The sequence below is a fragment of the Bradyrhizobium sp. 191 genome, assembly GCF_023100985.1.
Taxonomy (GTDB): domain Bacteria; phylum Pseudomonadota; class Alphaproteobacteria; order Rhizobiales; family Xanthobacteraceae; genus Bradyrhizobium; species Bradyrhizobium diversitatis.
This window is the reverse complement of sequence record NZ_CP064692.1, coordinates 6,308,922-6,328,465: the sequence shown is the minus strand read 5'-3', so window position 1 is coordinate 6,328,465 and position 19,544 is coordinate 6,308,922. Positions and strand designations below refer to the sequence as shown.

Annotated in this window: 17 protein-coding genes and 1 tRNA gene; 7 read left to right on the top strand and 11 right to left on the bottom strand. The window is 63.3% G+C overall.

The window, feature by feature from the left end:
- Positions 1–33: 33 nt before the first annotated feature.
- Positions 34–1,320, top strand: coding sequence for an aldo/keto reductase (locus IVB23_RS29635; RefSeq protein ID WP_247800975.1), 1,287 nt, complete (start codon positions 34–36; stop codon positions 1,318–1,320).
- Between the two features lie 244 nt (positions 1,321–1,564).
- Here the strand turns inward: IVB23_RS29635 and IVB23_RS29630 are convergent, their stop codons facing one another.
- The gene (locus IVB23_RS29630; RefSeq protein ID WP_247800974.1) at positions 1,565–2,545 is read right to left on the bottom strand and encodes a helix-turn-helix domain-containing protein; all 981 of its coding nucleotides are present in this window, start codon (positions 2,543–2,545) and stop codon (positions 1,565–1,567) included.
- 240 nt (positions 2,546–2,785) lie between these two features.
- Here IVB23_RS29630 and IVB23_RS29625 point away from each other — a divergent pair, with 240 nt between their 5' ends.
- The 3 genes from IVB23_RS29625 to benB all read left to right on the top strand — a co-directional run bounded on the left by IVB23_RS29625 (position 2,786) and on the right by benB (position 5,604).
- Complete coding sequence (locus IVB23_RS29625; protein ID WP_247800973.1) at positions 2,786–4,123, top strand: Rieske 2Fe-2S domain-containing protein; 1,338 nt, start codon at positions 2,786–2,788, stop codon at positions 4,121–4,123.
- A gap of 56 nt (positions 4,124–4,179) precedes the next feature.
- Positions 4,180–4,920, top strand: a complete 741-nt coding sequence (locus tag IVB23_RS29620) for an SDR family oxidoreductase (protein WP_247800972.1) — start codon at positions 4,180–4,182, stop codon at positions 4,918–4,920.
- A 192-nt stretch (positions 4,921–5,112) separates the two neighbouring features.
- Positions 5,113–5,604 carry a benzoate 1,2-dioxygenase small subunit gene (gene benB, locus IVB23_RS29615; protein ID WP_247800971.1) on the top strand — a complete coding sequence of 164 codons (492 nt, stop codon included), beginning with the start codon at positions 5,113–5,115 and terminating at the stop codon, positions 5,602–5,604.
- A 78-nt stretch (positions 5,605–5,682) separates the two neighbouring features.
- Here the strand turns inward: benB and IVB23_RS29610 are convergent, their stop codons facing one another.
- From IVB23_RS29610 to IVB23_RS29590, 5 genes are all read right to left on the bottom strand, one after another.
- The gene (locus tag IVB23_RS29610) at positions 5,683–6,786 is read right to left on the bottom strand and encodes a nitronate monooxygenase (RefSeq protein ID WP_247800970.1); all 1,104 of its coding nucleotides are present in this window, start codon (positions 6,784–6,786) and stop codon (positions 5,683–5,685) included.
- A 42-nt stretch (positions 6,787–6,828) separates the two neighbouring features.
- Positions 6,829–7,545, bottom strand: coding sequence for an SDR family oxidoreductase (locus IVB23_RS29605; protein ID WP_197968845.1), 717 nt, complete (start codon positions 7,543–7,545; stop codon positions 6,829–6,831).
- A 180-nt stretch (positions 7,546–7,725) separates the two neighbouring features.
- The gene (locus IVB23_RS29600; RefSeq protein ID WP_247800969.1) at positions 7,726–8,547 is read right to left on the bottom strand and encodes a winged helix-turn-helix domain-containing protein; all 822 of its coding nucleotides are present in this window, start codon (positions 8,545–8,547) and stop codon (positions 7,726–7,728) included.
- Positions 8,548–8,633: 86 nt separating this feature from the next.
- Positions 8,634–9,533: an AraC family transcriptional regulator gene (locus IVB23_RS29595; protein WP_061877188.1), complete on the bottom strand. Its 900-nt coding sequence runs from the start codon at positions 9,531–9,533 to the stop codon at positions 8,634–8,636.
- Between the two features lie 203 nt (positions 9,534–9,736).
- Positions 9,737–10,930, bottom strand: a complete 1,194-nt coding sequence (locus IVB23_RS29590) for a histidinol-phosphate transaminase (protein WP_246515853.1) — start codon at positions 10,928–10,930, stop codon at positions 9,737–9,739.
- A 324-nt stretch (positions 10,931–11,254) separates the two neighbouring features.
- Here IVB23_RS29590 and IVB23_RS29585 point away from each other — a divergent pair, with 324 nt between their 5' ends.
- Positions 11,255–12,601: a nucleotide disphospho-sugar-binding domain-containing protein gene (locus IVB23_RS29585; RefSeq protein ID WP_061877189.1), complete on the top strand. Its 1,347-nt coding sequence runs from the start codon at positions 11,255–11,257 to the stop codon at positions 12,599–12,601.
- Positions 12,602–12,908: 307 nt separating this feature from the next.
- Here the strand turns inward: IVB23_RS29585 and IVB23_RS29580 are convergent, their stop codons facing one another.
- The gene (locus IVB23_RS29580) at positions 12,909–13,205 is read right to left on the bottom strand and encodes a hypothetical protein (RefSeq protein WP_131869479.1); all 297 of its coding nucleotides are present in this window, start codon (positions 13,203–13,205) and stop codon (positions 12,909–12,911) included.
- Positions 13,206–13,818: 613 nt separating this feature from the next.
- Between IVB23_RS29580 and IVB23_RS29575 the strand changes: the two genes are divergently transcribed.
- Entirely contained in the window at positions 13,819–14,541 is a 723-nt protein-coding gene (locus IVB23_RS29575) for a response regulator (protein ID WP_197968841.1), read from the top strand.
- A 148-nt stretch (positions 14,542–14,689) separates the two neighbouring features.
- Here the strand turns inward: IVB23_RS29575 and IVB23_RS29570 are convergent.
- The 4 genes from IVB23_RS29570 to mnmA form a co-directional block, all read right to left on the bottom strand.
- Positions 14,690–14,766: transfer RNA gene (locus tag IVB23_RS29570), tRNA-Met, on the bottom strand.
- Between the two features lie 269 nt (positions 14,767–15,035).
- Positions 15,036–15,392 carry a hypothetical protein gene (locus IVB23_RS29565; protein ID WP_061881318.1) on the bottom strand — a complete coding sequence of 119 codons (357 nt, stop codon included), beginning with the start codon at positions 15,390–15,392 and terminating at the stop codon, positions 15,036–15,038.
- A 45-nt stretch (positions 15,393–15,437) separates the two neighbouring features.
- Complete coding sequence (locus tag IVB23_RS29560) at positions 15,438–16,076, bottom strand: class I SAM-dependent methyltransferase (RefSeq protein ID WP_061881319.1); 639 nt, start codon at positions 16,074–16,076, stop codon at positions 15,438–15,440.
- 334 nt (positions 16,077–16,410) lie between these two features.
- A complete protein-coding gene (gene mnmA / locus IVB23_RS29555) occupies positions 16,411–17,592 on the bottom strand; it encodes a tRNA 2-thiouridine(34) synthase MnmA (RefSeq protein WP_247800968.1) in 1,182 nt (393 codons plus the stop codon).
- A gap of 350 nt (positions 17,593–17,942) precedes the next feature.
- Between mnmA and IVB23_RS29550 the strand changes: the two genes are divergently transcribed.
- Positions 17,943–19,544, top strand: a complete 1,602-nt coding sequence (locus IVB23_RS29550; protein WP_247800967.1) for a flagellar hook-length control protein FliK — start codon at positions 17,943–17,945, stop codon at positions 19,542–19,544.

Genomic DNA, 19,544 nt, shown 5'->3' with positions numbered 1-19,544 from the left:
AGCAGCGAAGCGCCCCAACTCGCGATGATTACAATGGTAACAAAGCGGCTCGCACATGAGCATTGGGATCACAACCGATCACGCCGATATCAAGGCGGCATTGAGCACGGCTCAACGAACGTAACCTTCTTTCGATTGTTAGCAGAACGATATCACTCGCGAAGGAGGAGACCCGTGCCTGACAAAACGAACAGCCGTCGTGATTTTCTGACAATCGCCGGAGCCGCCGCAGCTGGGACCATCCTGGCGCCGTCGCCGGCAACTGCCGCGCAGCAGCCCCCTCACGGAGACAGAACCATGACCAATCGCGCAAAACAGATCTTCACATCGGGGCACCGCTTGGGGCTCGGCGGTGTGCCACTGGGCAACGAGTTCGAGGTCGTCACCGACGAAGACGCCATGAAAACGCTGGAAGCGTCCTGGAAAGCCGGCATCCGCTACTTCGACGTTTCACCGTGGTACGGGTTGGGCGCTGCCGAGCGGCGCTTCGGCATGTTCTTGCACAATCAGCCTCGCGACAGTTATCTGATCTCCACCAAAGTTGGAAAGTTGCTCAAGGCATCTCCAAAGAACGATGCCAGATCGAATTTTCCTTACGGAAATTCGCCGAACAACGTCGTTTTCGACTATTCGGCTGACGGCGTGAAGCGTTCGATCGAAGACAGTCTCCAGCGGCTCGGTATCGATCGCATCGACGTCGTGTTCGTGCACGATATATCCTCGGACAACAAACTGCTGCCACGCCCGTGGCGGGAGGAGTTCGCGATCGCGATGAAGGGTGCCTTCCCCACGCTGTCCAGGATGCGGGAGGAGGGCATCATCAAGGCGTGGGGGATCGGGGTAAACACGCCGGAACCGATCCTGCGCGTCATGCAGGAGGCGGACCCTGACGTGTGCCTGCTCGCCTCGCAGTACTCCCTGATCGATCACGCCAATGCGCTGAACAATCTCTTCCCAGTCGCACGGCAAAAGAACGTGAGCTTCGTCGTGGGATCATCCCTCAATGCCGGCTTCATCACTGGTAGTTCGCGATACAATTACGGCCAGAACAGCTGGAAGATCCCGGCGGAGCACATCGTCAAGCGAGACAAGCTGCGCGCCATCGCCAACCAGTTCGGCGTTGATCTTCGCACGGCCGCGCTGCAGTTCTCGTCAGCACCGGATGTCGCCGTATCGCTCGTCGTCGGCGCCCACACGGAAGCTCAGGCCCTGGCCAATGCCAGCTCGATGATGGCAACCGTTCCTCCGGGCTTTTGGGAAGAGCTGAAGCGCCAGCGGTTGATCGACGACAACGCGCCGCTGCCCCAGTTCCCCGCCTAGCGCCCGCCAACTCGCCGCTCTGCAACAGCGCCCCCGATGCCCTCTGCTGTTGCTGGGCGCCCTCGGAACCGAGCCGCTGCCGCTGCCGAGGCGTCGCTGGTGCCTCCGAGGGGCCCCACTGACGATCTACTACCCGGGCCGGCGCCAGACGCCGCCGGGGCTCCGGCAGTTGATCGACACGATCAGGGACATGGAGCGCCTGCCCAAGCTGGCCTGATCGTCCCCATCCGCGTCGCGAAAACAATCATCGCGCGGCGAGCTCCATTCCATCGCTTCCGCCGCGGCCTTCGCCGCCGATCGAACCCGGCGTTTGACCGAACCGGCAGCGGAACCTGCGATGAAAGTTGGTATAGTCGCTGTAGCCGGAGGCGTAGGCGATATCACTGATGGACTGGCTGGTTCTCAAGGCCGACCTGCGCTTCAAGAGGGCAAGGGCATGATCGAGACGCACTGCGTTGATGAACTGAGTGCACGTCGAATTTCTCTGCGTGAAGAGTTTCTGGAGGTAACGCAAGGAAATTCCGGCCTGGTCCGCGACATCGCCGGGGCCGAACGCCGGATCGGCAAAGCCGCCCCTGACGATTGCACAAATTCGCGCGAACAGCTTGTCGGTATGGCGGAGAACGTCCTCACCTTCAGATGGCGCAAAAAGTGCGCCGATCAAATCGTAGATGGCCAGACGCATATAGGCATCCGCCGAAGTTGATGGACAGGCCCCGTTTTCGACGTCCTCATGAAGCAGCTGGCGGAGCAAACGCGCGGCAGGCGCGCCCCTGCCCTCGCAAGGGCATTGCGGCTCCGAGCCGAGATGAGACGTCACCGATCGACGCGACAGTTGCAGCGAAGCCCAATGGCCGCCCGCCTCGGCCAGATATGTGGTGGGCAGCGCCGCATCGACGAGCGCAACGCCACCGACGTCAAGCTCCGTCGTCCGATCGTTCTGCACGACCATCGATCGGCCGGTCATCTGAAACAGGACGTAGTAGTGGTCGACTGCGTCGGCACGGACGTCGCGATGCGTGCGCTCGAGTCTTCGGGCATTGAAACTCACGTCCACGGCCTTGAAACCGCAGATATTTCGCGCGCGCGCCCGGCCCGAAAAGGCCTCCGGATCGATTCCGCCGGGACTGTAGCGCCCGCAAATCGTACGGACCGCATCTCGCCACGCATCGTAATCCAGACTTGGCGCGCCGAAAAAGTCGTTACTCACACTGCCCGAACGCATGGCCATCCTCCTGGGACGGCCAAAGTCTAGTCAGCAGAGCACCCGGACCAAAGTGGACATCGCATCACGATCGTTCACGACACAGGCACTCCGCGCATCAAGCCGGTCGTCTCCGCCCAAGCAGAAAGGGCGCGGCAGTCCAGTGACGTGAGTCTGGCGCCGTCCCTATTCTGGTCACTCGCCAAGGTCGCCGTGCCAGCTTCGACGGCGACATATCGGTCATCCTCGGGGAGTCACGTCATGTCATCGAGCATCCTGGAACGCCTGGAAGCGGCCGTTGTCGAGGACGCCGCCAATGGGCTGTTTCGTTGCGACCGCGAGATCTTCACCTCCGCCGAATTCTTCGAGCTGGAGATGAAGCACATATTCGAGGGGAACTGGGTTTATCTCGCGCACGAAAGCCAGATCGCCAACAACAACGACTATTTCACCACGTGGATGGGGCGCCAGCCCGTCTTCGTCGCACGCAGCAAGGACGGCGCGATCAACGCATTCATCAATGCGTGCAGCCATCGCGGCGCAATGCTCTGCCGCTACAAGCGTGGCCGCAAGATCACATTTACCTGTCCGTTTCACGGCTGGACCTTCAGCAATTCGGGCAAGCTACTGAAGGTCAAGGATGCGGACGATGCCGGATATCCGGAGCAGTTCAACAAGGCGGCCTCGCATGATCTGAAGGCGATTGCCAGGCTCGACAATTATCGCGGCTTCCTCTTCGGCAGCCTCAACCCCGCGGTGAAGCCGCTGACGGAATATCTCGGCGAGGCCAGAAAGATCATCGACCTGATGGTCGATCAGTCTCCCGATGGCCTCAAGGTCCTGCGCGGTTCATCGACCTACGTCTACGACGGAAACTGGAAGATGCAGGCCGAGAATGGTGCCGACGGTTATCATGTGTCCTCGGTCCATTGGAACTACGTGGCGACGACGAGCCGTCGCAACGCGGCGACGGACAGCATCAAGGCAGTCGACGTCGGCAAGTTCAGCAAGCAGGAGGGCGGCTACTACTCATTTGCAAACGGCCATCTGGTGCTCTGGTCCAGATGGGCCGACCCTACATCACGTCCGCTTTACGCGCATCTCGACGATCTCACGGCGAGACATGGACGGGCCAAAGCGCAATGGATGGTCGAAAACCTGCGCAATCTCTGCGTCTATCCAAACCTTTACCTGATGGACCAGATGAGCTCCCAGATACGCGTGGCCCGGCCGCTGGCAGCGGACAAAACCGAGGTGACGATCTACTGCATCGCGCCGAAGAACGAGCCGCCGGCAGAGCGGGCACGACGCATTCGTCAGTATGAGGACTTCTTCAACGCCAGCGGCATGGCAACGCCTGACGACCTCGAGGAATTCCGGGCATGCCAGCAGGCCTACATGGCAAGAACCATGCGTTGGAACGACCTGTCGCGCGGCTCGTCGCAATGGATCGAGGGAGCGGACGAAGAAGCCAAGGCCATTGACCTTCATCCACTGAGGAGCGGCACCAAGACCGATAGCGAAGGTCTTTTCCTCGTCCAGCACAGCTACTGGCTGGACACGCTGCGACAAGCGGTACTGCACGGAGACGGAACTTGAGCACGCCACGGCGGCACCAGCCGTCTTCGTGACTATCAAGGCAACAGGAGCACGACATGTCAAAGAACATCGAAGGAAAGATCGTCGCAATCACCGGCGCTTCGAGCGGGATCGGCGCGGAGACGGCCAAGCTGCTGGCGTCCAAGGGGGCGATCGTGGCGATAGGCGCCCGCCGCCGCCAACGGCTCGACGCGATCGTCGCAGAGATCGATAGAGCGGGCGGGAGAGGCAAGGCCTATACCGTCGACGTGGTGAAACGGGTCGACGTCGCCAACTTCATCGAGGGCACAGTGAAGGATTTCGGCCGCATCGACGTTCTCGTGAACAATGCCGGCGTCATGCCCATCGCTGCGCTGTCCGAGTGCCGCATCGACGAGTGGGACCGCATGATCGACGTCAACATACGTGGCGTCCTCCACGGCATTGCGGCGGCCCTGCCCGTCTTCCAGAGGCAGAAGTCAGGACAATTCGTCAACCTGAGTTCCGTGCTGGGCTTCAAGGTCTTCGCGCCGGGCGGGACCGTCTACTCGGCAACGAAATTTGCGATCCGGGCGATCTCCGATGGCCTGCGCGTCGAAGCTGGGGATGGGATCCGGGTCGCATCGATCGAGCCCGGCATCGTCGATAGCGAGCTCAAGCACAACACCACCGGCGCCGCAAAGGACATGGTGATGGGCTTCTATCAACAAGCAATTCCGGCGGAGTCCGTGGCAAGGGCGATCGCATATGCGATCGAGCAGCCGGCCGACGTGGATATCAGCGAGATCGTGGTCCGCTCCACCGGTCAGCCGCTGTAGATGGCGGACAATCGGCGCACGGCTGCCCGCTACGTCAGGAGCAAGGGTGGCCGCATCGGCGGCCAAGAGAGCTTCAACCTCGTCGCCGGTCGCTCGTTGGCGGCCGGCGACACCCCACACAACTGTGCGCAGCGCTGCTGGAAAGCCGCCAGGCTTGCGACAGCGCTCGGCGCGACTTCATGGCGATGAAGCATGACCACCATCACCCGACCCGATCTCGAAGCATTTCTCTATGCCGAGGCCCGCGCCCTCGACGATCGCGACTGGGACACCTGGCTGACCTTCTATGCTCCGGATGTGCGGTTCTGGATGCCAGCCTGGGATGACGACGACTGCCTGGTCGAGAATCCTCAGACCGACGTTTCCCTGATCTACTACCCCGGCCGCAGCGGCCTCGAGGATCGGGTTTTCCGCATCAAGACCGAACGGTCGAGCGCCAGCACCCCGGAGCCGCGCACGCTCCACAATATCTCCAATATCGAGATCACCGCTCAAGTCGACGGAATCGTGGATCTCCGGTTCAACTGGCTGACGTTGAGCTATCGGTACAAGACGATTGACAACTATTTCGGCGTGTCGTTCTACACGATCGACGCGACGGGCGATCGTCCGCTGATCAAGGCGAAGAAGGTCGTGCTGAAGAACGACTACATTCATCACGTGATCGACATCTATCACATCTGACGTCGCCGGGCAGGTCGACGGCGCATGCTTCGACGTGAAGGGAGATGCCGTCCGGCTTAGCCCTGGCGGCACCCGAGTTCAGGATTTCCTCCGCAGATCCCCGATCGTGCCAAAGCTTGGTTCGGCTTGGCCATCCGACAGCCATCTCGTCAACGCGGCAGCCGAAAGCGCGCGGCCCAGGCGGGCTGACTGACCGCACCACAGCGGGGTGAAATCCGTGCGCCCTTGACGTTCGGATGCAGCACGCAACGGCGCCAGCGGAGCCGCCGGAACGGGGAACTCGGGCATGTCGATCCCGATCGGGCCAAGCTCTCGAACGACCCGCGTGTCGCATACGCGCGCCGGCCGTCCGGTGAAGATGTTGGTGATCACCGTTTGCTCGGGCGGCGTCGAGCGTGCCGCCTCTCGATACAGAGGGGAGACGTTCGCTTCCTCGCAAAACAGAAAGGCGGTACCGACCTGGACGCCCGAAGCCCCGAGGGCGAATGCTGCAGCAACTCCCCTGGGATCGGCGATGCCCCCGGCTGCTATGACAGGTACCCGTACTGCATCGACGATTTGCGGAACGAGGGCCATGAGACCGACCTGCCGGGTGGGATCCCGGTGCAGAAACGTGCCTCGATGCCCACCGGCTTCAAATCCCTGGGCAATGATCGCATCACAACCGGAATCCTCGAGCCACAACGCCTCTTCGACGATGGTTGCCGACGACACGATCTTCGCACCCGTCCTGCGCACTCGTTCGAGCAGGTGCTTCGGCGGAAGACCGAAGTGAAAGCTGACAACCTCCGGCGAGATCTCCTCCAGCAGATCGCAATGTACGCTCCCGAAGACCGGAATGGGAGAGCCGGAGCCGGAGGCGGACTGCTCGGAGGTCAGCCCGAGTTCGCGATAGTACCGCGTCAGACGCTGCAACCAGGCCTCCTCACGCCGCCGGTCCCGTGTGGGCGCCTCATGACAAAGAAAATTCATGTTGAGCGGCTTCGGCGTGCGCCGCCGTATTTCACCGACGATGCTACGGGTTTGTTCCGCACTGAGACCGGACGCGGGAAGCGAGCCGAGACCACCTGCTTCGGCAACTCCGATGACCATGTCGGTTGTCACTATGCCGAGCATCGGAGCCTGGATGATCGGCAGATCAATTCCGAACAAGTCGAGTATGGGTCGAGGATAAACGCTCAACACTCTCTCCCGTATCCTGACACCCGGAGATCCCTCCGGTGGTCACCAACGTCCGGCGTTGGCGCCGCCATCGACGTGCAATATCTCCCCGGTCACGAAGGATGCATTGTCGAGGTAGAGGACCGCGTCGACGATATCCTGAATTTCCCCAATGCGCCCGATCGGGTGCATCGTCGCGAGAAACCCATGGCTCTCGGGGGCATGCATCGGCGTGCGAACCACGCCGGGAGCTACCGCATTCACACGGATGCCCTTATCCGCGTATTCGATCGCAAGCGACCGTGTCGCCGCGTTGACGCCACCCTTGGTGATTGCCGTCAAAGCCGCGGGCAATCCTTTCACCGGCTGCTCGGCCAGGAGACTGGACGTAATGTTGATGATGTGGCCGCTCGCCTGACGAAGCATCTGGGCAATGGCCAGCTGCGAGATGTGAAAGAAACCTCCGAGATTGACCTGGACGAGGTTCGCAAACTCGCCTTCCGTGTACTCGGTGAAGGGCTTCGACAGGAAGGCACCGGCATTGTTGATCAGGGTATCGAGGCGGCCGAAGCGCTCTCTTGCCGCCTGGATCACGAGCCTGGCGGTTTCGGGCCGTGAGACGTCGCCGGCCACCTCGACAAGATCTGGCCGGCCGCTGCTGGTGATGTTTCGCGAGCAGGCGACGACGCGGTAGCCGTTGTCGAGGAATTTCTCGACTATTCCGGCGCCGATGCCCCGGGATGCCCCGGTCACCACAGCCACTTTCTCCGAATTGCTCATCGTTCCTCTCGCATCGAGACAATCGCACTCGGGCCAGCGTGACAAGATCGGCGATATCCGTCTTGGCAGTTTCGGACGGCTGCGTCAGGTTTACGTGACAGACATAAATCGCTCATGTCTCGGCGCGCTTCCGTGGTGCCTGCGGGACGCTGCGACCGAACAAAGCCCACGCTCCGCCGGTTAGAATGCCTCAACCGGGGGAGTGAACAGATAGCCGATAGCGCGTTGGGTCTTGATGATCTCCGGCGCACGCGGATCAATCTCGAGCTTGCGTCTGAGACGCCAGACCCGCACATCGATGCTCCGATCGAACACATCCTCGTGGATTCGGGTCGCATGGAGCAATTGCTCGCGCGAGAGCGTCTGCTGCGGTGCTTCGAGGAAAGCGACGAGCAGGACGTATTCGGCTTTCGTCAGCACCAGGGGACTGCCGTCGGGCCTAACCAGCCGCCGGGCGCGGCGTTCGAGCGTCCAGCCGCAGAACCTGAACCCGCCGCGCTGCGAGCCGTTCGTCCGAGCCGTCCGACCGCAGTTCTGTCGCCGAAGCACGGCGCGAGCGCGCGCGAGCAACTCCCTCAGGCCGAGGAGCTTGGCGATATAGTCGTCGGCCCCGAGCTCGAGGGTAATTACGCAACTGATCTCGTCGCAGCGGTCGCCGATCGCGATAATGGGAACGTCGAAGCGGGATCGAAGCTCCCTCAAAAGGTTCAAATCGCTGTCCTGGCCCAGTTGCAAGTCGAGAATGAGCAAGTCTGGATGATTGCAGGCGAAGTATCGACTGATCTCATGCCGGCGCCAGATTGAGTGAACGGCAAATTGATGATCTTCGAAAAGATTAACGACCGACGAGCGCGTTTCCGGGTCGTCCTCGACAAGGAGGATATTGTGCGCGGCGCTGGCGGTTGCACCCGCACTGTCGCGAATCCGAGGTAAGCTGGAGTGGACGGAGGGCTTCTCCGCCACATTCTCAACCGGTCCGGGGTCTCTCAGGGGAGCCAACATGTTTCACCTTCGCTCGAAACAACCAATGCGTTTCAGCTAGGTGAACGTTCAAGACCGATCTTGGCCGTTTCGGAAGTCCGCATCAACTAATTGCGATCGACCGTTCTGGCCGTTCGCTGGATGATGAGGTTGGCTTCGTCCATTCCGTCGGCGCCGATGCGTAGCTCGCGCGTGAAGAATTGCGTCGGTGCCTCGCCCACGAGATCATGGAACTCGCCGATGAGATGGGCCTGATCGGAAAGACCACAGGCATGGGCGACCTGCGCCCAGGAGCGGTCGAGGCGCCGCTCGGCGAGAATTCTCTGAAACCGCGCAAGGCGCGCAAACCGCTTCGGGCTGAGGCCGAAGGCTCTCTTGAAGCCGCGTGACAGGTTGCGCTCGCTGGTGCCGAGCAGCGCGGCCAGCGTGCTGACGGGCATGGCCGGATTTTTTCTGAGATAGGCAGCCGCGCGGTTGGCGAGACTGTCTATTTGGGGACTCAGCTGCCGAAGCAGGAAGGCCTGGACACCGGCGATCCGCTCGTGGCTCGTCCTCGCCCCGGCGAGCAGGTCGTCACACATCTCGACTTCCCAATTGCCGAACAGATCCCCGAGATAGAGACTGGCGTTCGCGAACTCCCTGAACGGAGCCTTGACGATGCGGCTGGCTGCGTCCGGCCTGAGGCAGACGATGACGGCTCCGAACGCTCCCGTGGGGAACAGAGTGAGAGCATGCGACTGAACATGGGTAGCGCATTTTGACGGAAGGACCGTCTTGCTCTGTGCAATTCTGGCCGGCTTCCGGTACTGGCCGATCAGCTGCAAGGATGTGCCGGGCGGGCACTTGATCGTAACCGACTTGGCGAAATCGCCATCGGGAATGTCACAGTCCCAGATTGCTTCGATGATGTCGGATAGTGGGAACGATCGAAAACACCTCAGAACACCAGGCTGCTCCTGCACCGAAATGGTCGCACCGCCGCCGATCGGATATTCCACAACGTTCATTCAGTATGACACACTGTTGTCGCAGAAGGCGAGGGCTGAGGAACTGGTGAGACTATCGACGCTTCACGTAGTTACGGCGGCGACCGCGATCAACTCACGTCTCTGTCAGGCAGGGAGAGATACGAGGCCGCTCCCGGACAGAGGCAGGGCAGTCGGATCGCGGCCGGGACGGTGGAGCCGCCAAAGACGCGATCGAGGTGGTCTCACCGCAACAGTTCGGCAACGGCAGCACGCGTCGCCGCGTTCTCGTGCGGCAGACCGATCGTGATACGGACCCAGCGCTCAAGCGGCGGAAAGGCGCGGCCAATGTCGATACCTTTGCTCCGCAGGGCCGCAGCTATCTCGGTCTGAGGACGGTCGGCCTCGAAGAAGATGAAGTTTGCCTGCGAGTCGGAGTGGCGAAGCTTCAGACTGGCGAGCAACTGGTACCATTTGTCTCGCTCGGCGGCGACCTTTGTGCGCGTCGTCGCCACATAATCGATATCTCGTATGCTTGCTGCCGCCGCCACGAGGGCGAGCCGATCAAGTGCGTCGACCCGGCCGAACCCGGCCCGCTTAAGCGACGTTGCGAGCGCCGGAGGCGCCGCCGCATAGCCAAGCCCGAGACCGGCCAATCCGAACATCTTGTCGAAGGTCCGGAACACGACCACGTTCTCGCCCGCCCGAACGAGATCCATGACCGTTCGCTTCTCGAAATCAGGATCGAACTCCAGATAGGCCTCGTCGACAATGACGGCCGTTTGCTTCGACATCGCGCGAACGTGAGCGCGAAAAGCAGCCGGATCGCTGACAGTGCCCGACGGATTATGAGGATTGACGAGGTAGATCGCCCGCGTCCGTTCGCTGACTTTGGCAGCAATGGCGTCAAGATCGTTCTCAAGCCTCGAATTGAGAGGAACGCCGACCACGACCCCGCCACTTGGACGCGCCGCATCCACCAAAGCCGCATAACCCGGCTCGGAATAGATGAACTCGGCTCCGAGCGGCGCGCCCTGGGCGAGATGTGATCCGAGAGGCTTGAGGATATCGCCGATCACGATCTGGTCGTCCGGCACGCGTTCGCGCAAGGCCAGCAACTCCGTGAGTGCAGCTCCGAGATCCCCTCCATAGCGGCACAGTTCGCCAAGTTGATCGCGGACCGCCGCGAGCGCGCGGGGCGATGGGCCGAACGGGTTCTCGTTCAGTGAAAGCCGGATGAGATCCGATTGTGCAACGCTGGCAGCTGCGGGTTTTGCGAGCCCGCTCAGTGCAAGGCAGCTGGTGATCAGACAGTCGCGACGGTTCAAGGATGCGGCTCCCATTTTCAGTTCGCCAAGCCGCCACCCGGCAGGTGACGTTTGAGGCCAGGGAGCCTGAGGCACCGCGATGTCCGCATCATTGCGGATCGGCAAAATCATGCTACGGCTGCAACATTCGCAGCCTCTTTCGCAACATCGTCGCCTGTCGACTGGGGCGGCTGGCATTATGCCGTACGTGGCGGAGCGTTCCGAACGGCACCGCTGCGAGCCTGCCGCTGCGAGCCGCAGCTTCCCGCCGTTGAGCTGGTAGCCGCCGCGCACTGGGACGCGCAGCCAAGCTGGGCTGCATCCCGAATTGGCCTTGCTGCGTTGCCGCCGTAACCAATTGGAGGCGCGCCGAAGCTTGGCCGTAACAGGCAGCCTAGCACCCTCCCTCTGCTCGTCGACCAGCCACGGTCGAGGTTCGACAATCAGAGGCCAACCATGAAGATTCTCATCGCTTCGACGCCTGCGGCGGGCCACATCAGTCCGATGCTCGCGATCACGCGGATACTTCTCGACGACGACCACGAGATCGCCTTCCTGACCGGGACCGCATTTCGCGAGCGCATCGAAGCCAGCGGCGCGCAATTCCTTCCTCTTCCGGCCGACGCCGATTTCGACGGGCGGGATCTGCCCTCGCCGATTCCCGAACTGAAGGATGTCCCACCGGGATCCCAGTGGCTTCGCATCGTCTGCGAACGCCTCTTCGTCGATGCCATCCCTGCCCAGGACCAAGGCCTTCGCGAGGCGCTGAAGCACTTTCAAGCCGACGTCATCGTCGGCGATGACCTGCTGTTCGGCGTCCTGCCGATGCTGCTCGGACCGCGCGAGACGAGGCCACCGATCGTGCTATGCGGCACATCGTTCTTGCACTGGAAGCGCGATGACGGCGCACCGGATTTCGTTGGCCTGCCGCCTGCGACGACGAAGGAGCAGCGCGAGCAATACGCCGTCCTGGCGGGAGAGCACGACGCCAACGTCGACCAGCCCGTCCTGCGCAAACTGAACGAGGTGCTGAAGACCTGCGGCGTGGGACCGGTGTCGGTGCCGCTCTTCCATTCCGTCGTCGGCCTGGCCGATGCCTACTTGCAGCTGTCAGTGCCGAGCTTCGAATTCCCGCGCGAGCTTCCACCCACGGTGCATTTCGTCGGAACGCCGCCTATCATCCGAAATCAGGCCCCGTTGCCGCCTTGGGCGCACGAGCTGGATGGTTCACGCAAGGTCGTCCTGGTCACGCAGGGTACCGTGGCCAACCTCGATTTCGGGCTCCTGCTCGCGCCAACATTTGCGGCTCTCGCCAACGAGCCCGACCTGCTGGTTGTCGCCACCGCCGGCGGCCGACCGATTGAAACGATCCCCGGACCCATACCCTCCAATGCGCGGCTTGCCAGCTACCTGCCGTTCGAATGGCTGCTCCCCCGCGTGGATGCACTCGTCACCAACGGAGGCTATGGCACCGTCAACCAGGCACTAAGCTTCGGAATCCCTCTGGTTACGGCGGGCCTGATCGAGGACAAGGCCGACGTCAACGCACGCGTAGCGTGGTCGGGCGTCGGGATCAACCTGGCGACCAACGCACCGACATCTGAAGCACTGCGAGAGGCAACGCGAACAGCGCTTGATCGTCCTTCCTACCGCATGCGCGCAACCCAAATGGCCGACGAATTCGCCAGCATCGACACACGTTTGGAGGTTCTCCGCATCATCCACCGTCTGGAAAGACAACGACGCGCGCAGCCGCGCGCCGCCACCATGAAGCCCGCCCGCTCCCGCCGAGCAGCAAGGTGACATAGCCCTGGGTTGGGAAACGATCCCCTCCCTTGTCCGGGCTATCGCATAGGAGAGAAACCCGATCGAATGGCTCTTGGTGAGCCATTCCCTCAGGGCGCCCGCTTCCGGCGGGCGCCTGGTCTTGTTCTGCGCCAAGGTAAATCCTTCGGCTCGGAATGGACACGAGTACCACGCGAACGGGCGCTGTCACCCCCCACGCAGTCAAGCGTGAGGCATCAAGTTCGACAGCGTCAACTCTTGGCGCAGTTGACGCATTGCCCATTGAGGCGCTCGAGCGCCGTGTCCGTCCTGGATGGCTTGGGCTTCAACAGCCGCGGCAGATGATCAGTCTGCGATCGACCTCCTCATCGATCCGTCGCAGCTCCAGTTCAAGCGGCGACAGACGCATCCCCTCCGGAATGTCGCCTGGCCGCGGCTGCCGGTGACCTATGGGAGCCTGGCGGAACGCGCCGGCATGCTCCGAGGCTTGATTCTGGCCAAGCGAGCCGGCTGCGATCCCGTGAACCGCACTGGTCGTGCTTGCATCGGCCGCAAGGGCGGGCATCCAGTTGAACAGCAACGAAGCGGCGACTGCCGTCCACCGCCCAAATCGTTTGTACATCGGCATTCCCCTATCTCGATCACGTCGATCGTCCCGGTTGCGAACGACCGCCTGTCATGGATAGGACGTGCGCGCTACATCAGGACTTCGCGTGCGCGACATCGCGCTACCGCTGAAACCGCCTGATCGTTCGGACCGGCCATAGTCGCTCCTGCGCGGGCGCGACACGAAGTACGCGGCTCGCCGATGGTGTGGAGAAGTCTCTCCCCTCGAGCGTGGGCTCATTGCCGGGGAGATTGATGCCGAGCCGCACCATGCGCGAGCCGCAATGACGCAATTGGATTACGATTGTAACGCGGGCTGCCGGGCCTGAAATGGGACGGTAATTCTGCGCTCGTAGTCGGAAGAGCGCCGTTCGGCGCGCCGCAGAGATACGGCGGCGACTTTGGTCGGAAGCGGCAATTGATGACCGAGACATCACGCCGCTCTGATCGTGCGGGTTTAGGAAGGGCGAGACCGCTACGCGATGGCAAGTGCCTCTTATTCCATGAGGATGGCCGTGAATGTCACGGCCAGGATCTCGCTGGCGGCTTTCCGGGAGAATTGCGCTCGTTTGGATTCGACCCTGGTATCCTCAGGGATCAGGATGCGATAGCGGATTTTTGAGTGAAGTATGCATGCAGTTGGCCACGTCGTAGTTGTCGATGACGATCCCACCTTGCGACAGATGGTGATCAAATATCTGGAGGAGCACAATGTCCCGACCAAGGCGGCGTGCAACAGGTCCGAACTCAAACATCATTTCGAGGCCGGCCGGCCCAGCCTGATCATTCTCGACCTTCGCCTTGGTCAGGATGACGGTCTGGATGTGCTGCGGGAGATCCGTTCTCATTCCGATGTGCCTGTCATCATCACGACGGGCCACCGCCCAGACGAAATCGATCGCATCGTCGGGCTCGAGCTCGGCGCCGATGACTACATCGTCAAGCCGTTCTCGCTGCGCGAACTGCTGGCACGCGTTCGGGCGGTGTTGCGACGGCAGGAGATAGGCCGAGCCGCGCGCGCCCGCGATCCCGAGCGCGGAGGCTATCGCTTCAATGGGTGGAAGCTGGAACGGCGTGGCCGAAAGCTCATCGATCCCAGTCAAGCGCAGGTCCCGCTCAGCAAGGGAGAATATGCCTTGTTGCTAGCGTTCCTCGAGGCGCCGCAGCGTCCCCTGACCCGCGAGCATCTGCTTCAGGCGACCCGCATTCATGAAGACATTTTCGACCGCAGCATCGACGTTCAGGTGCTGCGGCTGCGGCGCAAGCTGGAGGTCGATCCAAGTGCGCCGCGCGTCATTCAGACCGAACGCGGCGTCGGCTATATCTTCGCGGTTCCCGTAGATCCGTTCTGAAGCGCGATGCGCATCTGTGCCGGGAACGGGGTTTCCCGACCGTATGCGCGGCCCTTTCAGCCGACGCCAATTCACGCATCGGCTCGGCTTCCTACCGCCTGCGGACGAGATCGCATGAAATCGTAGTTTAGGGGCAAAATCGAACGATTGGTAGCGGGGGAGGGACTCGAACCCCCGACCCCAGGATTATGATTCCCGTGCTCTAACCAGCTGAGCTACCCCGCCACAGGGATCGCGGCGGCGACTTGAGGCCGATCTCGCGAACGCGCGGCATATAAGGAAGGGGGCGGCGGGAAGTCAAGCAAACTGGGCCCCCTTTTTCCGGCCTCGCCGAGGCTACGTCGGGACAAGCCGCCTTGCGAATACGGCCCCCTTTTTCAATGCGTTCGTCATGGCCTGGCTTGTCCCGGCCATCCACCCTTCATTCGCAGCCCCGGGAACGTGGATGCCCGGGACAAGCCCGGGCACGACGAGATTCTGGGGGGACGAAAGGCCTATTTCGGCCTCACGTTCGGATCCCCGCCGGGGCTGCCGGGTGGCGGGATCACCGGGGTGTTGCTGCCGGTGTCGGGGGCCGGCGCGTGCATCTCGGGGTCGATGCCGGAAGGCGGGCAGAGCACGCCGTCGGATTTGGCCAGCTTGTCGCCGAGCGGTTCCCGGGACTGGCCGGTGGTGGTGCCGTCGGCCTGACGATTCGGACGGTCCTGCGGCGTGCAATTGACCGCGTGCTGCGGGGACGGCGGCGCGGTCTGTTGTGGCGGCGTCGCCGGGGCGGGCGGGGCCTGCGCGATCGCGCTGCCTGAAGCGGCGATCAGGAGGCCGGCCAGAATGATGTGTGATGTCGTGCGCATGGAAAGGAAACGCCCGCGCGGCGTCCCCTGTTCCCATGTCACGCATCACGATTTGCGGTAACGGATCAGCGAGAAATGGCCCATCGGCGGCATGGGTCGGCGCTCGGTGAGGGTGATGCCGCCGTGCCTGGCGGCCCAGCCCTCGAGGCGGGCCCACGGGAATTCCGGGCGCCAGCCGAGGCGGCGGGCGATGGGGGCGAAGGCGAGCTCGAACAGCTTTCGGGGGCCGCTCTCGGCGCCGATGTGGTTGACGAGGATCAGCTCGCCGCCGGGCTTGAGCACGCGGACGAACTCGTCGAGCGTGCCTTCAGGATCGGGCACGGCAGTGATGACGTATTGCGCGACCACCGCGTCGAAGAATTTGTCGGGGAAGGCAAGGTTCTTCGCATCCATCACGGAGAGCACTTCGACGTTGCTCAAGCGAAGCGCGCGCACGCGCGCCTGCGCCTTGCGCAACATCGGCTCGGAAATGTCGACGCCGCAGATCTTCGTGGTGCGCGAATAGTCGGAGAGCGAAAGCCCGGTGCCGACGCCGACGTCGAGAATGCGGCCGCCGATGCGGTCGGCCTCCGCGATGGTCGACTGCCTTCCGGCGTCGAACACCTTGCCGAACACGAGATCATAGACCGGCGCCCAGCGGCCATAGGCCTTCTCGACCCCGGCCCGCGAGATGTCTGCTGCCATGCCCCTGCCCTTGCGCGAAGATTCTCTAAGGTGTGTTGGTTGGTGAGAACGGATCCTGCCCCGCGCGCGGTCTGGAGCGCTCTCGCGCTCTTGTCCGACGAAGCCTTGGCGAAGGCGGATGCGGAAGAGGTCGGCGCGCTCGCAAGAGCGTGGCGGGTGAGGGTTCTTTCCGCTCGCGATATATCGCTGGTGGAGCGAGCCCTCTCCCGTAGCCGATGCTTCGCATCGGCGTCCAACTTCAGAACGGCCGCCAAGGGCGGCCTGTGCCTCTCCCGCAGGCGGGAGAGGGGGCACACCGCTGTTGCGGCTAGAGTCGGGCCCAATCTCATCGCTCTCAGCCGCGGACCGCTTCCGCCAGCGGGCGCGAGATGGCCGCGCCAACCTTCGCCGCGGCGCTCTGGATGAAGCCGCCGCCCAGCACGCGGGCCTGGCCGCTGGCTGCGTCGTAGAACACGCAGGCCTGGCCGGGCGAGACTCCCTCCTCGCCGGCGACGAGCTCGACCTCGTATTGGCCATTGCCGCCGCGCAGCCACGCCGGCTGGGGGCTGCGGGTCGAGCGCACGCGCACGAACATCTCGAGGCCGCCGCCGATCGCGCTGTCGATGTCGCCATCGCCGATCCAGTTGACGTCGCGCAAGCTGATGCGGTGCATCTTCAGCGCATCGCGCGGACCGACGACGACGCGGCGGTGCGCTGCATCCAGCCGCACCACGAACAGCGGCGAACCGGATGCGATGCCGAGGCCGCGGCGCTGGCCGACAGTGAAATTGGCGATGCCGTTGTGCCGGCCAAGCACGCGCCCCGAGAGATCGACGATGTCGCCGGGGTCCATCGCGTTCGGACGCAGGCGCGTGATGATGTCGGTGTAGCGGCCCGTCGGCACGAAGCAGATGTCCTGGCTGTCGTGCTTGTCGGCGACCGCGAGCCCAAAGCGGCGCGCCAGCTCGCGGGTCTGCGGCTTGGTCATGTCGCCGAGCGGAAAGCGCAGGAAGTCGAGCTGCTCGCGCGTGGTCGCGAACAGGAAATAGCTCTGGTCGCGGTCGGCATCGGCGGCGCAGACCAGCGCCCGCGAGCCATCGGGCAGGCGGCGGGAGGCAACATAATGACCTGTCGCGAGCGCCTGCGCGCCGAGCTCACGCGCGGTCTTCAGGAGATCGCGGAACTTGACCGAGCGGTTGCACTCGACGCACGGCACCGGCGTCTCGCCGAGCGCGTAAGAGTCGGCAAAGTTGTCGATGACGGACTCGCGAAAGCGGTCCTCGTAGTCGAGCACGTAATGGGGAATGCCGAGCTTGGCCGCGACGTCGCGGGCATCGTGAATGTCCTGGCCCGCGCAGCAGGCGCCCTTGCGGTGGGTCGCCGCGCCATGGTCGTAGAGCTGCAGCGTGATGCCGACGACGTCGTAGCCTTCCGCCTTGAGCAGCGCAGCCGTGGTCGAGGAATCGACGCCGCCCGACATGGCGACGACGACCCTGGTGTCCTCGGGACGGCCTTCGAGATCCAGACTGTTCAGCATGGGCCTTAAAGCGTTGTGACGGCGGCGTAGCGCGATCCGCGATTGCTGTGCCTTCTCGCGGGACATCGGCGATCCCCCGGAACTTTAGTTCCCGAAGGTCACGACTGCCCAAGTCGAAAGCGGCTGTGAGTGACCTCTTTAATATAGGCGGCATTCCGGTGAAGCAATCACGCGGGCGGCCAGCTTAGGGCAATTCTTGCCGGGGCGGCAGAAATGGCGGGGGGCGCGGCGCGCTGCCGGGCGGCGGCATAAACAATCAACACTTTGATTTTGTTGTATAAATCTACATGAAGGGACGCTGGCCCGCTCCTTGCTACCCCTTGTCCGAAGTTGCTCCCAAGGGGTCGCCTGTGGTTGGTCGTACGTCAGATGTCGTGGCAAGCGTGCAAGTCCAGAGCGCACAGCAAAAGCCTGCCCGGTCGCAAGCCTCGAAAGACACGCCCGCCAGCGACGCTTTCGGCTCGCTGGTCGACAGCAATACCCAGGCAATCAGCAACAAGGCGCAGGCGCAGGATACGGCGCCGCGCCGGAGCGATTCCAAGTCATCTTCCACCGCATCCGACCGGAGTCCGCGCGACACCTCTTCCACGGACCAGCCTTCGCAGAGCAGGGCAAGCGACGATACCGACACGTCTGCGCCGGCGAAGAACGACAAGAGCGACGCGGCCAGCGATCCCGCCAAGAACGCGGGCAAGATCAAGGACAAGTCCGAGACATCGGACGCCAAATCGGCGGACGAATCCGACGAGACCAAGGGCGACAAGACCGACGGCACCGACGCCCTCACCGCCACTGTCGACGCGCCCGCCGCGCCGACCGATGCGACGCAGCCCGCCCTGCCCGATCCGAACGCGATTGTCGTTGCCGCGCCCGTCGTGCCGGCCGATCCGAATGCGGCTGCGAGCCAGGCCGGCGATGCCGCCGCCTCGCCGCTGACGATCGCCGCAGCAGGTCTTGCCGCCAGTGCCTCCACTGCGGCGCAGATCGCCGGCAACAAGACCGATACCGCCGGCGACAAGAGCGCCAAGGCCGCGGGCGCCGAGATCGATGCCGAGACCACGACGACGCTCGGCGAAGCCGCGACCGGCGCGAGCGAGGCGACCGCGACCGATGCAAAGGCCAATGGCGGACTGATCGCCGCCGTCAGCCAGGGCACGCCGAAGACCTCGTTCAAGGACGCCGCAACCGCGCAGGCCCAGACCGACGTCTCGAATATCGGCCAGGACACCGGCAAGACGAACGCAGCGCAGGCTCCGACCACCGCGACGGTCGCGCATCCGCAAGCCGCAAAGCCGCAGGCAGATGGCGGAGCGACCGAGGCCAAGGCAGCTCTCGCCGACCGCGCCGCCGACCCGGCGCAAGGCGCGCCAGCCACGCACGCGCATGCGGGCACGCAAGCCACCATCGCCCCGACGGATACCGGCGCGCAGGCCGCTTCCGCCGTGCAGGCGCCGCTGACCAATACGACCTCGGCCGCCACAGCATCGACCGCGACGCTCACCGCGACCGCGGCAAGCCATGCGACCGTGCCGATCAGCGGCGTGCCGATCGAGATCGCGGCTGCCATTCGCGCCGGCAAGTCCCGGTTCGACATCAGCCTCGACCCGGCCGAGCTCGGCCGCATCGACGTCCGCATCAATGTCGACCGCAACGGCCAGGTCACCTCGCATCTCACGGTGGAGAAGCCGGAGACGCTCTCGATGCTCAAGCAGGACGCACCGCAATTGCAGCGCGCGCTCGACGATGCAGGGTTCAAGACCGGCAGCAACGGGCTCTCCTTCAGCCTGCGCGACCAGAATTCATCGGGCCAGCAGTCCGGACAGAACAACGACAATGGTGGCAATGCCCGCCGGCTGATCATCAGCGAGGACGAAACCGTTGCTGCCGCGCCGGTCGGGCGCGGCTACGGCCGCATGCTCGGATCGAGCAGCGGCGTCGACATCAGAGTGTGA